Raw genomic sequence first — 16,855 nt, forward strand, 5'->3', positions numbered from 1 at the left:
CATCACCCCATAGCTTAGCTTACAATTTCTGTGACCAAGCCCGGGGTGATTGTTACCCTTTTCATTAATAAAGAAGAATTTAAACAAAGCATACGACGATTGAAATAAATTATTTTTTCTTATTGACAATTACTCCGATAACCATAACTACTGCGAAAATAATAAGATAATAAGGAATTTCCTTGCTATGAGCGTAACATGCAGCAACCACCATGAAGATGCAAGCTAATACAGCGAGTGCCGGCATAAAGAAACGCTTAAAAAAGCTGAGGGATTTTTCCTTCGCCATCATCATGACGAAAATCGGAATATACATAGCATAAATCGTTACAATGGGAAGTTCAGAGCTATCGAAGCTAAAGGGGCCAAACCACGAAACCGGCACCAAATTTGCTCCAAAGAAATAAAGAAGCCATACAGCACTTAACAAAAGGCCGAAAATCGAAGAGTTTGTCGGCATATTTGAATTTTGGTCAATGGTTTTAAGCACTTCCGGCTTCGGCCCCATATCCCTGGCGGCCAAAGAATATAAACCGCGGGTGCAGCCTAGCATCAGACCGTTTAGGGTTCCCAGACAGGAAATAACAACAAAAACAAACAGAACGACACCGCCGGCGTTTGAGAAAACAGTAGAGAACGCTAATTTTGCGCCCTGTTCGCCGCCTTTCATCATCACGCTGTTACTTACTGCGCCTGCAAGACCTGTATAATATAAGATATAGAGTAAGACCACAAAGATCGTTCCAAAGGTAAGAGCTATAGGTAAGTTCTTTTTGGCATTTTTAAGCTCGGCATTAATACTCGTTGCAATAATCCATCCTTCGTAAGCGAAAGCAGTAGCAACGACTGCGGTAAATAAGGGATTGCTGGTGGTAACCTTTGCGATAGGACCGCTAGTAAAATTACTTATTAAAATTCCGTTTTTAAGACCAACAATCGTTCCAAAGAGAGCCATTAGAACCAAAGGAATAATTTTAATTACTGTGGTTGAGACTTGGAATTTACCGGCCAGTTTTGGCGAGAGAGCATTTAAAGCATAGCTGGCAACGAGAAAAAAGCCTGAAATAGACATAGCTTCTCCGCCTGTAATATTCCAACCTAATAGAACACAGGTGTATCTTGCAGAAACCCAGGCAAGAACTGAGGTAAGCGTAGGATAATAGATTGTAGCCATAAACCATCCGACAAAATATCCATACTTACTCCCTAGTGCAACTTCAGCGTAATCAACAAGACCATTAACTTTTTCGTAGCGCGTAGCCATAATTGCGAAAACGTAAGCACAGACGACCATAATGATACCGCCTATAACCCATGCCAATATTCCCAGGGGAAGATTGCCGCCCGTAGCAACGAGAATCTTTTCCGCTTTGAAGAATACGCCGCTACCAATAACGATACCGATGACCATTGCAATTGCGGTCAAAAGACCATACTTCTTTTCTAAGACATTCTCCAACTAGTTATCACCCTTCCTTTCTTTTTTAACAGCAACTCTATATTTTTCGACAAAGATATTGATTTCCCTTTAAGTATAATGAATATATTGCAAAAAAACTAAAATTTACTTCCTAACATTAATGCATCATTGAAATGATCCGTTAAAAATACTCCAAACAAAAGAACTGTTTAACTAATTGTCAAGTGTTGGACGTTGTGACAAGCAATCGATACACATTGGCGGCTCCAAGTTATCAAATACTCGCGTGCCGCACTGAGAGCAAAACCGACGCTTTCCTTGGTATAAAAGAACTTTGCCGGTCAGCAAACGATACGTCAACGATTTAACTTCTATACTTAAAGCTTTAGAGCGACATATACTGATACATCGCTGACAGAGGACGCATTTTAAGGGTTCATAAATCAAGGATAATTGCTCTTCATTTTCCCTTTTCGTTAAAGCCTCTTGCGGACAAATCGTTGGGCACTCACCGCAATCTGTACAATATTCATTTACATTTAATACAGGCAGCGGGAGTGCTTTAACCTCAGATTGACGGGATTTCCAGGTTTCGCTCAAGAGTTGCCGTGTCTTAGGTATATGATACATTTCCTCAGAATCGGCCTTCGCAAAGATTGCTTCGAATTTCTGGCGTTGAGATAAGACCGTTTCCCCGAGGTCAGAGTCCCTGTTGCCCTCATCAGGCGCGACTTTAATCCCTATTGGAGGATGACCTTTCCAGGCATTATGCACTTCTTTGAACATTTCTACGCTTATTCTGCAGGCGTTTTTATCAGGACAATCTGCACACACTCCGGTAAAGATCGTCACTTCCTTCTCCCGGGCATACAACATAAGAGTCAGCCACAAATCCCGATCGATAATACCCAGACAAGGAATTTCCTGACCTGCTGGAATTGCTTGCGGACAGTTCAAAATAACGTTCCCGGAAGCTCGAATATATTCATGAAGCTGATCAGAACTGCGGAGAACAAACCCATCACTTGGACAAACGGCCATACAAATCCCACACTCTGTGCAGCGTTTGGCGTCGAGTTCAAAATATAAAGAAATGGCTTGATGGGGACAAGAGTCAATACATAAACGGCAAATATTATCCGAAGCTTTTTTACCATTGAGACAATTATTGTGATTAAATACGATTTGACAATTATAAAACATTAAAGCACCTCTTCTGTGCAACCCATGTTTGCATTAAATTAGGGGTTGTTCAGCAACCCCTAATTTAACACATCTTAAAATAAGTCAAACACCCATACCATCTTTAGTTTGTATTTGACTGAGACTAATAACGCTTATTTTGCAGTGACAGCGTAATCACCATTTTCAGTCGTTGTACCTTCAACGGCTTCTGTTCCTCGATGTTCAATAATATTAAAGTTTTCAACGATGAACAGATATGCTAAACAAGCTATGGAAACCAATCCCAGGCTGACAATAAACTCTGTCCAAGCAGGGAAATAATGACCGCCGTATTGGTTCAGATATTTTCCCATTCCCGTGAACACAACATCAAACCTGTTCAAGATTACTCCTGCTACATCCAGTATTCCAAACCACAGTAACCCTTTCCGTGTACTGGACAAGGAACTGAAAGCTATGATTATGGGGATGATTACACCAAAGAGCAGCTCGCTGAGGAACAAAATACTCGGCAAATCAAAAGCAAAAGCATTGGCAAAGGTTCCTTTAACGGCCATATCCACGATCTTTAAGATTAAATACAAAATCATTGCTCCGCCGGAAATTTTGACCAGCCCTCTCAGAACTGAGATATCAACTTTATGATTAAATGCCTTCCCGGCTAGACTGCTTTCAACAATGATCATACCTGCGCCGACAAAAAATGATGACAAAAAGAAGAACGGCGGTAAAAATACCGACCACCAAAGCGGATTCTCTTTGCCAACCATTATGTAAAACAGTTCGCCCAAGGATGATTGGTGTAACGTCGGCAGAGTAATACCAACAATCAGCAATACAGGCATTGCTTTCTTAAGGAATTTGTGTAAGCCTCTAAAAACTTTTTCTGTTGCTACTTCACAGAATTCTAAGATTTGAATTACTGTATAACAAGAAACGCACCAGAAAACTTCAAACAAGACGCTGGTATGTCCCCATGATACATAGGGTCTCCAGAAGTTGAACCACTGTCCTACTTCAATTAGCAATCCAAGTACGACGACAATATAACCTAATAATGAGGTCAACATGGTACTTCTTGCTATTGGATAAAACTTATCCCGGCGTAAAACGTATACTATAAGGCATGTTCCATATCCGCCGCCTGCCAGAGCTACCCCTAACAGTACGTCAAAAGCAATCCATAGTCCCCAGGGCCATTGATCATTCAGATTGGTTGCAGCTCCTAAGCCGAAGATAAAACGCACCAGGATTACTGCTATGGCCGCAACTGCTATGGCTGTAAACAGTAATCGCATGGGGGTTAATCTAAATCGCCATCTGAGACTGTGATGTTTTTTTCCTGCTTCTTTTTCGAATGTGGTAATAATATCCATAATTTCCCCTCCATTCATTTGTAATTTCTGCTATTACTCCAAAGGTTCCTTATTTTTGTTGTTATAAACATATAATCCTGCTAAGACGGCTGCCCAAGTACCCCCTATAAAAGGTGTAAGTTTCATATATCCTTCCGTGTAAGAAGGCAGCGACTTGGTGGTTACATCCGTCCTGAATCTCAAATCTTCAAACGGTACATCTGAAATATATAACCAGGATGTACCACCTGCTTCTTTTTCACCAAAAACTCGGTTAACATAACCATTATCTTTGATTCTCTTTTTAGCTTCGACTAACAATTCGTCCCTGTCCCCAAATGTAATAGCTCCGGTCGGGCAAACTGAAGTACATGCTGTTTCCTGGTTATTGGTAACTCTTGACGGACACATCTGACACTTGCTTACTCCGGGAATGGCTTTTTTCCATTCGTATCTCAATATGTCAAATGGGCAGGCCATCATGCAATAACGGCAGCCTACGCAAAGCTTCTGATCATAAATAACCGGCCCCTCGGGAAGCTTTTGTAAGGCTTTAGAGAAACAAGCTGAGACACAGGCAGGATCTTCGCAATGAAAACATTGAGTTTTAACGTATCTTCCCACAGGTGAACCGCTTTTCTTAACATCATAACGATTTATTGAGGTCCATTCATCTGGCCACAAGCCTTTGTTGGGTTCCTTGGCTCTATCTTCGGCAGTTTTGTTCTTTTCCTGCGGATCCCAAGGTAGTTCATTCCATAATTTGCAGGCTACTGAACAGCTTTCACAACCGATACATTTTGGTATATCTACGAGTATTCCTTTTGACATTTTCTTTCACCTCCTACATATTGTCTGGTTTTTTAGCAATAAACTCTGAAGCCCGAGAAATATAAGTGGTATGCAGTAGTTCTTCTGCTTTTTCACTCATTGGAGCGGTTAAGAAATCTGCATAGACTTCCTTGATTTGAGGATTATCATAACTGTTGCGCAGTTTTGCGTTAGCATCAATTTGATATAACGAAGCAGCACGTCGATTGCGGACTTCATCTGAAGGGGGAGCAGCTGCCCGGGGTTGTCCACCGCCATACTCGCAACCTCCAGGACAAGCCATCACTTCAATGAAATCCCACGGAGCATTACCGTCTTTAATTTGATCCATAACCGTTCTGGCATTAGCCAAACCGGAAATTACAGCAACTCTCATATTTCCAATCCCAGGAATATTAACTGTCGCATCTTTTACACCCTGCATTCCTCGCACAGGTGTTAGATCCCAAAGTGCTGAAGGCGGCTGTTGTCCGGTCACAAGATAATAAGCAGAACGAGCTGCGGCCTCCATGACACCGCCAGTGGTACCAAAGATTACTCCTGCCCCTGTGCCGGTACCCATCAGCTGATCATACTGATCATCAGGCAGAGAAGCAAAATCAATCCCGGATCTCTTGATCATTCTGGCAAGTTCTCTGGTTGTCAGAACGACATCCACATCAGGTGTAACTTTATTGTCCTTTAATTCTTTTTGAGCCGAAACCATTTCAGGACGCTGACATTCAAATTTCTTAGCTGTACATGGCATGATGGCTACTGAAAAGATTTTTTTGGGATCTACATTCTTCTTTTCAGCATAATAGGTTTTCATAAGAGTCCCTTCCATCTGCTGAGGAGACTTTGCCGATGATAAATTAGGGATAAGTTCAGGATAAAAATATTCGACAAACTTAACCCAACCAGGACAACATGACGTGAGTTGAGGGAGAGGTTTTTTCAAATCGCCTTTAACCCGTTTAAGAAGTTCTGTTCCTTCTTCCATAATTGTCAGGTCAGCAGTGAAGTTCGTATCAAATATTACGTCAAAGCCTAACTTTCTTAAGGCTGCAACTTGTTTGCCCTGAACATTCGTTCCGACAGGCAGACCAAATTCTTCACCAAGACCAATACGAGTAGCGGGAGCAGTCTGCACTACAACCGTGACACTCGGATCTGCAATAGCTTTAAAGACTTTATCCGTTTCATCCCGTTCTGTAATTGCCCCGGAAGGACACCATTGAGTACACTGTCCGCAATTTACACAAACAAATTCATTTTTAATTGGCAGTTCATAATTTCCAAACACAGATTGAACTTTCTCACATACTTCAATACATTGACCACAAAGAATACACTTTTGGTCATCTCTGACAATTGAAGGATTCAGCGGATCAATGGGAACCCGGCCGCGAACACTGGTTGGCCAGCTGCCTGGTGCATTGTATTGAGCCGGCATCCAACCTTTTGCACCGGCAGCACTATTAGCTGTAGCCACTTCGCCGCATCCTGCTAAGCTTAGCGAGACACCGGTTAAACTTGCTCCTCCAACAATTTTAAGGAAAGAACGTCTGGACAATTTTTTCACTTGCCCTGCTTTGCTTGCCATGTGTTTTACCACCTTTTTGTAACTCTCTTCTTTTTTAAATCACTTTGTGAATTTGATAGCCGTTAAAGTCTAATTCGTTTCATCCAGTTGTTCAGTTATTTGATATAGTTTTAATAGTTAGAATTTTTTAATAAGTTAAAACTTTCACATGTTTTTGTGAAGATTTACACTTTCACATAACGAAAGTTTGGTAAAGTAGTGAAGACATTTTTCCCCTTTTGAGGATGATCAGAATTTCATATGTTGAACAAAAAGACGCCCCTTTCTATAAAACTTTAACTTGGTCAGAATAATAACATTTTTTAGTTTAATCTCTTTAATGGTATCTGTCTTCCTTATGAACATAAAAAAAATTTTATTTAAATAAATAAATCCATCAGAGTTATTAAAATGAAAACGAATTTTTTAAAGCGCACTTTAAAAAACCGAGGCTAAAGCCTCGGTCCTCCTATTGTCCTGTCATATCCTTGATTTTAACGTTGTAACCATGAAATTCATAGCACGCCGTTAAATATATTTTATCTGCATTTTAATAATTAATTTTAAACTCTAGTGGTTCTCAAAGGACCAAAAATCGACCAATTTATTCCTTTCTTGACGGAAACTGAGGTGTTGCATCGAAGACAACAGAAACATCTTTGAGGTGTTCTGTGATCTTCAAATGCTGTGGACACGCTTTTTCACATTCCTTACAGCCAATACAGTCACTTGCCCTGCCATGATTCGCTGCAAGGTTCAAATAATAGACAAACTGACTGGAAAAGTTATTCGTCGTAGCACGTTTGGTACTATTATATAAGGCAAAGTAATCCGGGATAGCAATCTTTTTCGGACAGCCTTTTTCGCAATATCGACAGATTGTACAAGGAATTGCTGTGTTTTCGTTGATCACTTCAGTTACTTGATTGATAACGTTGTACTCTTCTTCGTTCAAAGGTTTGAAGTCAGCCATATAGGAAGTATTATCAATAACTTGTTGTATACTATTCATTCCGCTTAATACCATGAAGACTCCTTCCTGACTGGCAGCAAATCGGATTGCCCACGATGGAACAGAAGCCTGATGATTGTATTCTTTCATTACCTTTTCTGCTTTTTCCGGTACTAAGGCAAGCGAGCCTCCTTTACATGGCTCCATGACGATAATCGGCTTATTATGCTTTCTAGCGACCTCATAACACCTTCTTGATTGAATGCTTGGATTTTCCCAGTCAATATAATTGATCTGTAACTGCACAAAATCCAATTCGGGGTGAGCCGTTAAGATCTTATCCAATAATTCTGGTGAATCGTGGAATGACATCCCGAGATTTTTGATCTTACCCTCTTTCTTTTTATTCATTCCAAAACCGAAACTATCAAGCTCACAGGCCTTTTTATAGGTGATAACACCGAGATTGTGGAGAAGATAATAATCGAAATACTCCACACCGCATTTTTCCAGTTGCTCATTAAAGACTTTTTCCTGGTCCTCCACAGTTTTTACATCTCTCATAGGAAGCTTTGTAGCAAGTTCAAACTCATCTCGTTGATGTCTTTTAACGAGAGCCTCTCTCATGACGCTCTCACTCATGTAGCTATGGTAGACATATGCAGTATCAAAATAGGTAAATCCATTCTCCAAAAAAGTATCAACGAGTTTGTTTAAGGTTTCTTTATCAACGGATGTTTGGTCATTCTTGTCCAGAAGCGGTAATCTCATGCATCCGAAACCTAATTTTTTTCCCATCTTACGTTTTCCTTTCTCCTTCAAACTCTTCTATGGTTAATGATAGACTATGACAGTTCAAATTTTAACCTCATGTCATAGTCTATCATTTAGAGTTAACTCCAAGTCAAGTCATTAATTTTAAAGATAATATTAAGGTTATAAGCATTTGATGGTTTCCTTGAGTGAGCTGAGTAACTATTTCTACTTCAAGCACTTAGAAGTGAATGCCTCTTGACAAGCGGAGCATTCTCCATTTAATATATATGGAGAGTTCTCCACTTATTATTACGTTGTTACTTTGAAAGGAGCCTACTATTATGCCCATTTGGAAAAGAAATTTATTAGTTTGTTGGTTTGGAATGTTTGTGGCAGGCATAGGTATGAGTCAAATTGCCCCTGTATTGCCGCTTTATATTCAGCACCTGGGAATTCATGATGCCTCTTCGATTGCCCAACTGTCCGGAATAGCTTTTGGTGTTACCTATATTATTTCAGCTATTTTTTCACCGATATGGGGACATTTTGCCGACAAATTTGGGCGAAAGCCAATGATTTTGCGGGCAAGCCTTGGCATGGCCCTAGTTATAGGATGTATGGGGTTTGCACCGAATGTCTATGTGTTGATTGGCTTAAGATTATTGCAGGGCGCAATCACCGGTTATAGCACAGCATGTACTGCTTTGATAGCAACTCAGACCGATAAGGAACACGCTGGCTATGCTCTTGGTACACTTTCAACCGGAAGTATTGCAGGTTCTTTATTTGGTCCAATCATTGGCGGATTTATCGAAGAAAACCTTGGTTTTCAACCCGTATTCTTTATAACAGGTGCCTTGCTGTTGATTGCCTTTATTCTAACCCTTTTATTTGTGCAGGAATCTTTTGTTCGACGGGATAAAACGGTCCTTGGTACCAAGACAATGTGGAAGAGCATCCCGGAAAAGAGTTTGACGATTACGTTACTCGTAACGTTCTTTGCTATATCTTTGGGACTATATTCAATAGAGCCAATTGTAACGGTTTATGTCACTCATTTAACGGCGGGCTCAGGTCATATCGCCCTGCTGGCAGGATTAGCATTCTCTGCCTCAGGACTAGCCAATATTATTGCAGCTCCAAGATTGGGAAAACTCTCTGATAAAATAGGGGCACATAAAGTTATGTTAGTTGCTCTTATTGCCGCCGGAATCATTTATATACCCCAAGCCTTTGTGCAAAATCCATGGCAATTGGTGGGGCTGCGCTTTTTATTAGGATTAGCCATAGCGGGACTAAATCCTTCAGTTAATACCCTGGTTAAGAAAATTACACCAGAATCCCTAACGGCCGGAGTTTTTGGTTATACCATGTCGGCAGGATATTTGGGTGTCTTTGGAGGTTCGGTTTTAGGCGGGCAAGTGGCAGCCTACCTGGGCATTCACTATGTCTTTTTTATAACCAGTGCATTATTACTAATCAATGCAGTCTGGGTATATTTTAAAGTCTATAGCAAACTTTGTTCCAGAGAGAAACGTATCGATCTACTCAATTAGCAAATCTAAAAACTTGAATTGACATGTATCTACAAGTCCCCGATTAGTTAGTCTCAGCTCTGGCAGAACGGCCAAGGCCAGCAGTGATGTGGTCATAAATGGAGATACCAAATCGCAGCCCAGCTCCTGCCATGCTCTCTCGAGACTAGCTACTTTCTCGGCTACCACCTCTGCAGGCTCTTCACACATCAGCCCGGCTATAGGTAAAGGCAGCAGAGCCATAATCTGACCGTTTTTAACAGCCACGAGTCCGCCGCCGACTTCAGCAAGAGTATTTCCGGCCAAAGCCATGTCCGCATCATTCGTCCCAACAATCAGCAGATTATGCGCATCATGGGAAACCGTTGAAGCTACGGCTCCTTCTTTTAGGTGAAAGCCTTTGACAAACCCTTTCCCCATCGTACCCGTTGCTTGATGGCGTTCAATAACTGCGGCTTTGATGACATCCTGTCTTAAGTCCGTTTGAATTTTGCCGGCGGCAACGGGTAACACACATTCCCTATGATACGTCCCGACCTTAGCCTCAATAATTTCTATAACCCGAACCTTAGCTTGGTTTTGCTCAAAACTCGGAACGGACACTGCAAAAGCCTCAGCAGCCAATTCTCCAGCCAAATGCACGGTTTTCTTCGCGTAATCAGGATAGGAGCTTCCGGAAATCTCCAGCGTCAGTTTACCGTTTTCAGCAACCAGTTCCCCGTTAATGATAACTTTTTCGATGGTAACGTTCGTTAAATCACTTATTATCAGAATGTCCGCCCAGCGGCCTGGGGAAATACTACCAAGATCCTTACTCATTTCAAAGCATTGTGCAACATTTAACGTCACCATTTGGACAGCCGTAATGGGGTTAACCCCCTCTTCAATGGCCCGTTTAACGATATGATCAAGGTGTCCTAGGGAAACCAACGTTTCCGGATGGGTGTCATCACTGATTAAGGTAGCGTAACGTGTATCTATCCGGTTCTCAGTAATACTTCTGACCGTTTCCTTTAAATCATGCCAAGCTGAACCTTCTCGCAGCTGCGCATACATGCCCAGACGCATTTTGGCCAGCGCATCTTCCATCCTTACAGACTCATGGCAGCAACGTACACCAGCGGCCACATAAGCATTTAAGCCTGCCCCCGTTTCCGGCAGCGAATAATGCCCGGTAATTATCTTATTAGCATTTAGAGTTGCCTGAAGTTCTTTATGCGTATCCTTATTGCCCTGAATTACTCCGGGAAAATTCATCATCTCTCCCAAGCCCACAACCTCTTTCCAGGTCATGGCTTCTTCTATCTCTTTAGGCCCTAATTCAGCTCCAGTATCTTCAAAACCCGGAGCTGCCGGAACACAGGAAGGCATTGCGGTATAAACCCTGAGAGGAACATTTCTGCCGTCTTCAATCATCAGACGTACGCCATCCATGCCCAGAACATTGGCCATTTCATGAGGATCCATAAAAATAGCCGTTGTTCCATGGGGCATAACAGCGCGGGCAAATTCTCGGACTGACAGCATACTGCTTTCAACATGCATATGTCCATCCATGAACCCGGGCGTAATATAATTCCCTTGGGCGTCTATAATCTGTGTATTCTCACCGATTGTATGGGAAGCATTTCCGACTAAAGCTATTCTCCCGTGGGTAATAGCGACATCTATGCCCGGAATAATCTCTGCCGTATTGACATTCACTAAGCGAGCATTCTTTATGACCATATCCGCTGGTTCTCTCCCCTGTGCAACTGCAGCCAGCTTCTCTGTGACCTCTGCTAAGGCATACCTTCTTTTCATAAAACTGTCATTCCTTTCGCGTGTTCAAGGCACAAATGCCTGTCGTCATTTTCTGTTGATCTAATAATCTGTTCATCTAATACTTCACCAAAATTGTTGTAATTACCTGCTTAACAGTATTGTTATTTGATCTTGTTTATTGGCAAACCTTTTCAAGATACCTTCATGGGTCAGAACCTTTTATTTTCTCTTTTTACTTAAATGAATTCATTCCCCTTTATGTTGATAAAATTTTTTTCATTAGTAAAGCAAAAAAGGGATTTTACTAATTTATCTAGAATATTTTGAATATTGTTAACGTAATATCCCATTTTAATCTACCTTCATTTATAAAAAGGAGGAATACAATGAAAACAGCAACTGAATACCTTGAGAGTATGAAAGCTTATAACCCAAGGATCTTTCTCGGCGGTAAGCAGGTCAACCTTCATGAAAATTCCACCACCTTGACCGTTCTTCGCGCTAACGCCAGAGTTTATGAACTGGCTGAAGATGAGAGATACACTGACATTATGACTGTCATTTCACCATTTTCAGGTGAAAAGGTAAGCCGAAACCTGCACATTTCTTCCAGCACCGCCGATTTAGAAAAAAGGTCAGAAATGGCCACCCTAACCAGCCAAATGCTGGGAACCTGTAATTATCGCTGCGTGGGGGCGGATGTATTGAACGCCTTAGCCGGTATCACTTGGGAAATGGACAAGGAGTTAGGCACAAATTATCACAGCCGCCTGCTCAATCATGTTAAATACCTCCAGGAAAACGACCTGGCAGTGAGCGGAGGGGTCACCGATGCTAAAGGCGAACGAACAAAACGGCCTGTGGAACAGGATGATCCCGACGTATACGTTCACGTCGTGGAAAAAAGAGAAGACGGCATCGTGGTACGTGGAGCAAAAGTTAGCCAGAGTGGAGCTATCGGTTCTCACGAGACCTTAGTTATTCCCACTATGGGCATGCGGCAGGGAGAAGAGGACTTTGCCGTAGCCTTTGCCGTACCCAACGGAGCCGAAGGATTAACGTACATTTGCCAGTATACTCCCTTCACTGCTGAAAGAGAACTTTCCCCTGACGTGAAATATCTGGGCAATCCCCTTTACGGTCAAAGGGAGACTTGCATCATGGTCTTCGATAACGTATTTATACCTTGGGAACATGTTTTCATGTGTGGTGAAGCAAAGTATGCCGGACGATTAGTCGCTCGGTTCGCCAAGACACATCGCATGAACTGCGGCGGTGCCTGCAAAGTGGGTTTTGCTGACCTGATCATCGGTGCCACCCAACTTGCCGCAGAGTTCTCCGGGGTTCAGAAAGCACCTCATATTGTGGAAAAGATGACCGACATGATTCGAATCAATGAAACCGCTCGAGCCTGTACTATCGCCGCAGCGCTGAAAGGACATGAGGAACCAGCCGGCTCCGGCTTTTTTCAGCCGGATGACATCTTTGGCAACGCAGCCAAACTTACCATTGCCGACGGTTTTTGGGATATCCTGAAATGGGCCGGAGACATTGGCGGCGGGATGGCAGTAACCATGCCTTCCGAGCTGGAATTAGAAAATCCTGAAACAGCCCATTATGTCCGCAAGTTCATGAAAGCCTCAGCACCAGCTGAACAACGCCTCCGAATCGCTAAGTTTATTCAAAACTGGTGTGCCGGCCTGCATGGTGCAGGCACTTGGCATGGTGCCGGTTCCCCCATGGCGCAAAAAATGGCCTTATATAACTTAACTAACTTCGAAGAGAAAAAAAGCCTTGCCAGAAATCTAGCCGGTTTGAAAGAAGAGTGAACTCGTCCCGCTAAAGCCGATAGAAATCTATTGAGACTGCCAGCAAAAGATACTGGCAGTCTTTGCTTGACATCCCTTCTATAAAACTTACTTCAAAGAAATAAAATAATCAGATCCTTAAATAAGATCTGATTACTAAAAAAGACTTAACCCAAAGTGTTAAGTCCACTGCTTTACTTTTTGCTGGCGGAGAAGGAGGGATTTGAACCCTCGCAGCAGTTGCCCACTCTAACGGTTTTCCAAACCGTCCTCTTCAGCCACTTGAGTACTTCTCCCTGTTTTTAGAATTAACCGAAATTCGACCGTAAATACAGAAATGGTGAGCCATCCGCGACTCGAACGCGGGACACCCTGATTAAAAGTCAGGTGCTCTACCGACTGAGCTAATGGCTCATTATGAAATGGTGACCCGTACGGGATTCGAACCCGTGTAGCCGCCGTGAAAGGGCGGTGTCTTAAGCCGCTTGACCAACGGGCCAGATGAATTTTATAGGAGGTATAATCTCCTATGTATTGGGGTGGATAGTGGGACTTGAACCCACGAGTGCCGGAGCCACAATCCGGTGCGTTAACCACTTCGCCATACCCACCACACATAATAAATGGCTGGGGTGGCTGGATTCGAACCAACGAATGCCAGAGTCAAAGTCTGGTGCCTTACCGCTTGGCGACACCCCAATATATCTTAATGCCTAAGCTTTCGCCTAGAGCAATTTTGACTTGGTTTTAACTTTCTTTATCAAAACGTTTAAGCAGCATCTTCAACTACTTTTAGCGCGGAATTTAATATTAGCATTTATAGTTTATGTTGTCAATATATATTTTAAACATAACTTAAATCAAACTGTCTTCCTTTAAGACTGGGTTCCCTCAATAGTCTTCGACCCTTATCATCCCCTCGCTTGTCAATAATTCTCTAAAGATATATAATTCCCATGAGGAGGTGAGCTAATGCAACTTGATAGTTGGCTTTTTTTATTTCTTAACTTAACAATATTATTAGCATTTTCCGGAATTGTTTTTACTTTGTTTAAAAGCAATATCAATGGTCATATGCTCGAAACTACCTCAATAGAAAGAAATCAATTCATTTTACGCACACTCATCCTTATTCGTTTTCGAAAATATCTTGTTATCAGGAGAATGCTTAAACAAGAAAATGATGACGATCCACCATATATATCCTCTTTAGTTTTTTAAAGAAAATCTAAGGAGGAATAATTAAATGCATATGTTTAGTTCGCTATTCTCTTTAATTTTAGGTTCCCTAATTAATTTAACAGGTGATTGGTTTTTGGCGGTTGCTTTATTAACCTTTGGACTTAAACTTCTTCTCTTTCCATTGTCGGTTAATCAGCAACGAACTCAGCTATTCTCAGCTAACTTAAGTCAGGTAAAGTCTGCTTTAGCAGTCAAATTTCACAATAAAACGGAAAAAGTTAATACTGAGCTTCTAAAGATCTCTTCAAAGTACAAGGTTAATTCTTTTATGTCATTTCTGCCATTTATAATCCAGGCGCCAATCCTCTTCTCGTTTTATTTTTCTGTTCTCAATTTGAGCTCATCCGTTGGAAGTTTTCTTCTCCCTTGGGTTTCTGGGGTTCACGCAATGGATAATCTTCACATTTTGCCTGCAATAGCGGGTTTCTTCCAGGGAGTGAACGGATTTACTGCTAGTAACAGAAACTTTTTGTCCTTCCTCGTTCCGGTGATCATTGGATTGGTTTTTCTTTGGAAAGCGCCGGCGGCACTCAGTGCCTATTGGATTGTGAACTCAGGCTTAGGATTAATCGAAAGGCAGATCTTTTCCCTCCGCGCTGTGCGCAAAAGGCTGCTTAATATCCCTACCCCAGAGCAAATGATAGAAGAAACTGTGTAAACGCCCAGGGAGAGCCGTTACTTCTTTCGGAGTAAAACGACTCTCCCTTCGACTTCATTGCCAAGGTAATCAAGTTTACAGTGAACTCGTTCAGCTAAAGCTGAACATCGAGGCTTCAGATACAATAATGTCCAGTGGACATTATTGCCGAGCCGCTCTTCCTAAAAGAAATACTTAGCGGCGAAGGAGGACTCTACCCCACCTGAAGTTAGCGAAGGCCCCCCACTTATAGAAGTGGGGGGCTTAAAGACTGGATAAACATGCCCCAAGTAAGGAACTAGTCTCAGACTTGTGACTCATTTAGACTATTTTATAAACTCTGCCCACTTGTCTTTATCAATGTCCATGAATTTAGCCCTAATGAAGTTTTGCTTCTGGTCATAAGGAACTGTGCAGTCAAAAATTGCTTTACATGATATACCAGCATCACGAATACTGGATGAGTACTCTGGACTACTAGAGGGATCCAAAGGGTGGCATCTTACGCCCGGAATAAAGATCGCATCTTCATTACCCTGAAACCGGGTGGTCATTGCCCACATGACATCATTCATATCAAATAAATCCACATCCTCATCTACCAGGAATACATGTTTTAACTCACTAAAGGCTGAAAAGGCAAGGAGTGCTGCCTGTCTCTGGCGTCCCTCATCACTTGGCATCCTCTTTTTAAATTGGATAACGACGACGTATTTACCCCCTCCGCAAGGTGCTGCATAGACATTTTGTAATCTGCCAGGCATAGCTCGTTCGATCATTTGAATAATACTTGCTTCTGTTGGAATGCCGGCCATGGATACATGTTCCTCGCTTGGTCCGATACAAGATTGCATAATGGGGTTAACACGATGTGTAACTGCTTTAACCTTAATAATTTGAACTTCTTTGGCATCACCGGTGTACCCCGGGAACTCCGGCATGGCCTTTCCGGTATTGGTGTTCTGATCTTCCCGTACAGTTTGATTAGGCAGCAATTCACCCTCGATAACATATTCCGCATGGGCAATACAATTTTCGTTGATCGTAAGACAATTTGTTAACTCCACAGGTCTATTGCGCAAAGCTCCAGCTATCTGCAGTTCATTGAATCCGAGAGGTGTGGTTGGCGGCTCAAAACACGCAGCGATTTCTATGGCCGGATCTACACCGATACTGATCGAGATGGGAAGCGGTTTACCCATGGCTTCAGCTTTTTCACGGAAAACGCCTAAATGACGAGCGCCGGGCGTAAAAAACATACTTATTTCATCTTTGGACTGGATGCAAAGGCGATGAATGGTAATATCCGTGTCTCCATTTTCAGGATCCGTCGCATAACACATCCCCAATGTAATATAGGGACCGGCATCCTCTTCTGTATTCGTAGGGGCCGGGACTAACTTTTTCAGATTAAACCCAGGGTCATCGGCATAATGAACAACTTCTTGGCATTTCGCATCCTTGTTGTCAATAACAATCGGTGGTATAGGATTTTTCAGGGAATTTCCCAAATGGAAACCTAATGTTTTCGGATCTGTATCCAAAAGCAAACCGACACGTTTTCTGCTGGCCAATAAACCAATCGCTACCCTGACATGATCAAACCCCTTGATTTTGTTAAAAACCATTGCCGGGCCCTCCTTAGTCGGTCTCATTACAGTTCCGCCTGCTCCAACATGTCGATAAACTCCTGATAATTCTGCATGAGGATCAACTTCAATATCCGTCTGAATTAGCTGACCCGGAATAGATTCTAACAATTCTAATGCGGTTCTTAAGTCATTAACTTGTTTCTTTTGCGACATC

12 protein-coding genes and 5 tRNA genes are annotated in these 16,855 nt (G+C 42.2%); 4 read left to right on the forward strand and 13 right to left on the reverse strand.

Annotated elements, in window-relative coordinates; all coding sequences use genetic code 11:
- Positions 1–109 precede the first annotated feature (109 nt).
- From ACPUYX_RS18225 to ACPUYX_RS18250, 6 genes are all read right to left on the reverse strand, one after another.
- Positions 110–1,459 carry an APC family permease gene (locus tag ACPUYX_RS18225; RefSeq protein ID WP_426381047.1) on the reverse strand — a complete coding sequence of 450 codons (1,350 nt, stop codon included), beginning with the start codon at positions 1,457–1,459 and terminating at the stop codon, positions 110–112.
- Positions 1,460–1,633: 174 nt separating this feature from the next.
- Complete coding sequence (locus tag ACPUYX_RS18230) at positions 1,634–2,623, reverse strand: 4Fe-4S binding protein (RefSeq protein WP_426381048.1); 990 nt, start codon at positions 2,621–2,623, stop codon at positions 1,634–1,636.
- Between the two features lie 134 nt (positions 2,624–2,757).
- Entirely contained in the window at positions 2,758–3,981 is a 1,224-nt protein-coding gene (gene nrfD / locus ACPUYX_RS18235) for an NrfD/PsrC family molybdoenzyme membrane anchor subunit (protein ID WP_426381049.1), read from the reverse strand.
- A gap of 33 nt (positions 3,982–4,014) precedes the next feature.
- Positions 4,015–4,791: a 4Fe-4S dicluster domain-containing protein gene (locus ACPUYX_RS18240; protein ID WP_426381050.1), complete on the reverse strand. Its 777-nt coding sequence runs from the start codon at positions 4,789–4,791 to the stop codon at positions 4,015–4,017.
- 13 nt (positions 4,792–4,804) lie between these two features.
- Positions 4,805–6,376: a [FeFe] hydrogenase, group A gene (locus ACPUYX_RS18245; protein WP_426381051.1), complete on the reverse strand. Its 1,572-nt coding sequence runs from the start codon at positions 6,374–6,376 to the stop codon at positions 4,805–4,807.
- A 583-nt stretch (positions 6,377–6,959) separates the two neighbouring features.
- Positions 6,960–8,105: an aldo/keto reductase gene (locus ACPUYX_RS18250; RefSeq protein ID WP_426381052.1), complete on the reverse strand. Its 1,146-nt coding sequence runs from the start codon at positions 8,103–8,105 to the stop codon at positions 6,960–6,962.
- Between the two features lie 299 nt (positions 8,106–8,404).
- On the opposite strand from ACPUYX_RS18250, the gene ACPUYX_RS18255 reads away from it, so the two are divergent.
- Positions 8,405–9,619, forward strand: a complete 1,215-nt coding sequence (locus ACPUYX_RS18255) for a multidrug efflux MFS transporter (protein WP_426381053.1) — start codon at positions 8,405–8,407, stop codon at positions 9,617–9,619.
- Here the strand turns inward: ACPUYX_RS18255 and ade are convergent.
- Positions 9,608–11,401 carry an adenine deaminase gene (ade, locus tag ACPUYX_RS18260; RefSeq protein ID WP_426381054.1) on the reverse strand — a complete coding sequence of 598 codons (1,794 nt, stop codon included), beginning with the start codon at positions 11,399–11,401 and terminating at the stop codon, positions 9,608–9,610. The genes ACPUYX_RS18255 and ade overlap by 12 nt on opposite strands.
- A 347-nt stretch (positions 11,402–11,748) precedes the next feature.
- On the opposite strand from ade, the gene ACPUYX_RS18265 reads away from it, so the two are divergent.
- Positions 11,749–13,191 (forward strand): 4-hydroxyphenylacetate 3-hydroxylase N-terminal domain-containing protein, encoded by a 1,443-nt coding sequence (locus ACPUYX_RS18265; RefSeq protein WP_426381055.1) that lies wholly within the window; start codon positions 11,749–11,751, stop codon positions 13,189–13,191.
- Between the two features lie 184 nt (positions 13,192–13,375).
- Here ACPUYX_RS18265 and ACPUYX_RS18270 read toward each other — a convergent pair.
- From ACPUYX_RS18270 to ACPUYX_RS18290, 5 genes are all read right to left on the reverse strand, one after another.
- Positions 13,376–13,466 (reverse strand) — tRNA-Ser (locus ACPUYX_RS18270).
- 42 nt (positions 13,467–13,508) lie between these two features.
- A tRNA-Lys gene (locus ACPUYX_RS18275) sits at positions 13,509–13,584 on the reverse strand.
- Between the two features lie 9 nt (positions 13,585–13,593).
- A tRNA-Glu gene (locus ACPUYX_RS18280) sits at positions 13,594–13,669 on the reverse strand.
- Between the two features lie 36 nt (positions 13,670–13,705).
- Positions 13,706–13,781 (reverse strand) — tRNA-His (locus ACPUYX_RS18285).
- Positions 13,782–13,794: 13 nt separating this feature from the next.
- Positions 13,795–13,869: transfer RNA gene (locus ACPUYX_RS18290), tRNA-Gln, on the reverse strand.
- A 273-nt stretch (positions 13,870–14,142) separates the two neighbouring features.
- Between ACPUYX_RS18290 and ACPUYX_RS18295 the strand changes: the two genes are divergently transcribed.
- Both ACPUYX_RS18295 and ACPUYX_RS18300 read left to right on the forward strand, forming a co-directional pair.
- Positions 14,143–14,391, forward strand: a complete 249-nt coding sequence (locus ACPUYX_RS18295) for a hypothetical protein (protein ID WP_426381056.1) — start codon at positions 14,143–14,145, stop codon at positions 14,389–14,391.
- A gap of 25 nt (positions 14,392–14,416) precedes the next feature.
- Positions 14,417–15,070, forward strand: a complete 654-nt coding sequence (locus tag ACPUYX_RS18300) for a YidC/Oxa1 family membrane protein insertase (protein WP_426381057.1) — start codon at positions 14,417–14,419, stop codon at positions 15,068–15,070.
- A gap of 305 nt (positions 15,071–15,375) precedes the next feature.
- Here the strand turns inward: ACPUYX_RS18300 and ACPUYX_RS18305 are convergent, their stop codons facing one another.
- Positions 15,376–16,854 carry a UbiD family decarboxylase gene (locus ACPUYX_RS18305; RefSeq protein ID WP_426381058.1) on the reverse strand — a complete coding sequence of 493 codons (1,479 nt, stop codon included), beginning with the start codon at positions 16,852–16,854 and terminating at the stop codon, positions 15,376–15,378.
- Position 16,855 lies beyond the last annotated feature (1 nt).

This window comes from Desulfosporosinus sp. SYSU MS00001 (assembly GCF_049943955.1).
In the GTDB taxonomy this organism is placed as follows: domain Bacteria; phylum Bacillota; class Desulfitobacteriia; order Desulfitobacteriales; family Desulfitobacteriaceae; genus Desulfosporosinus.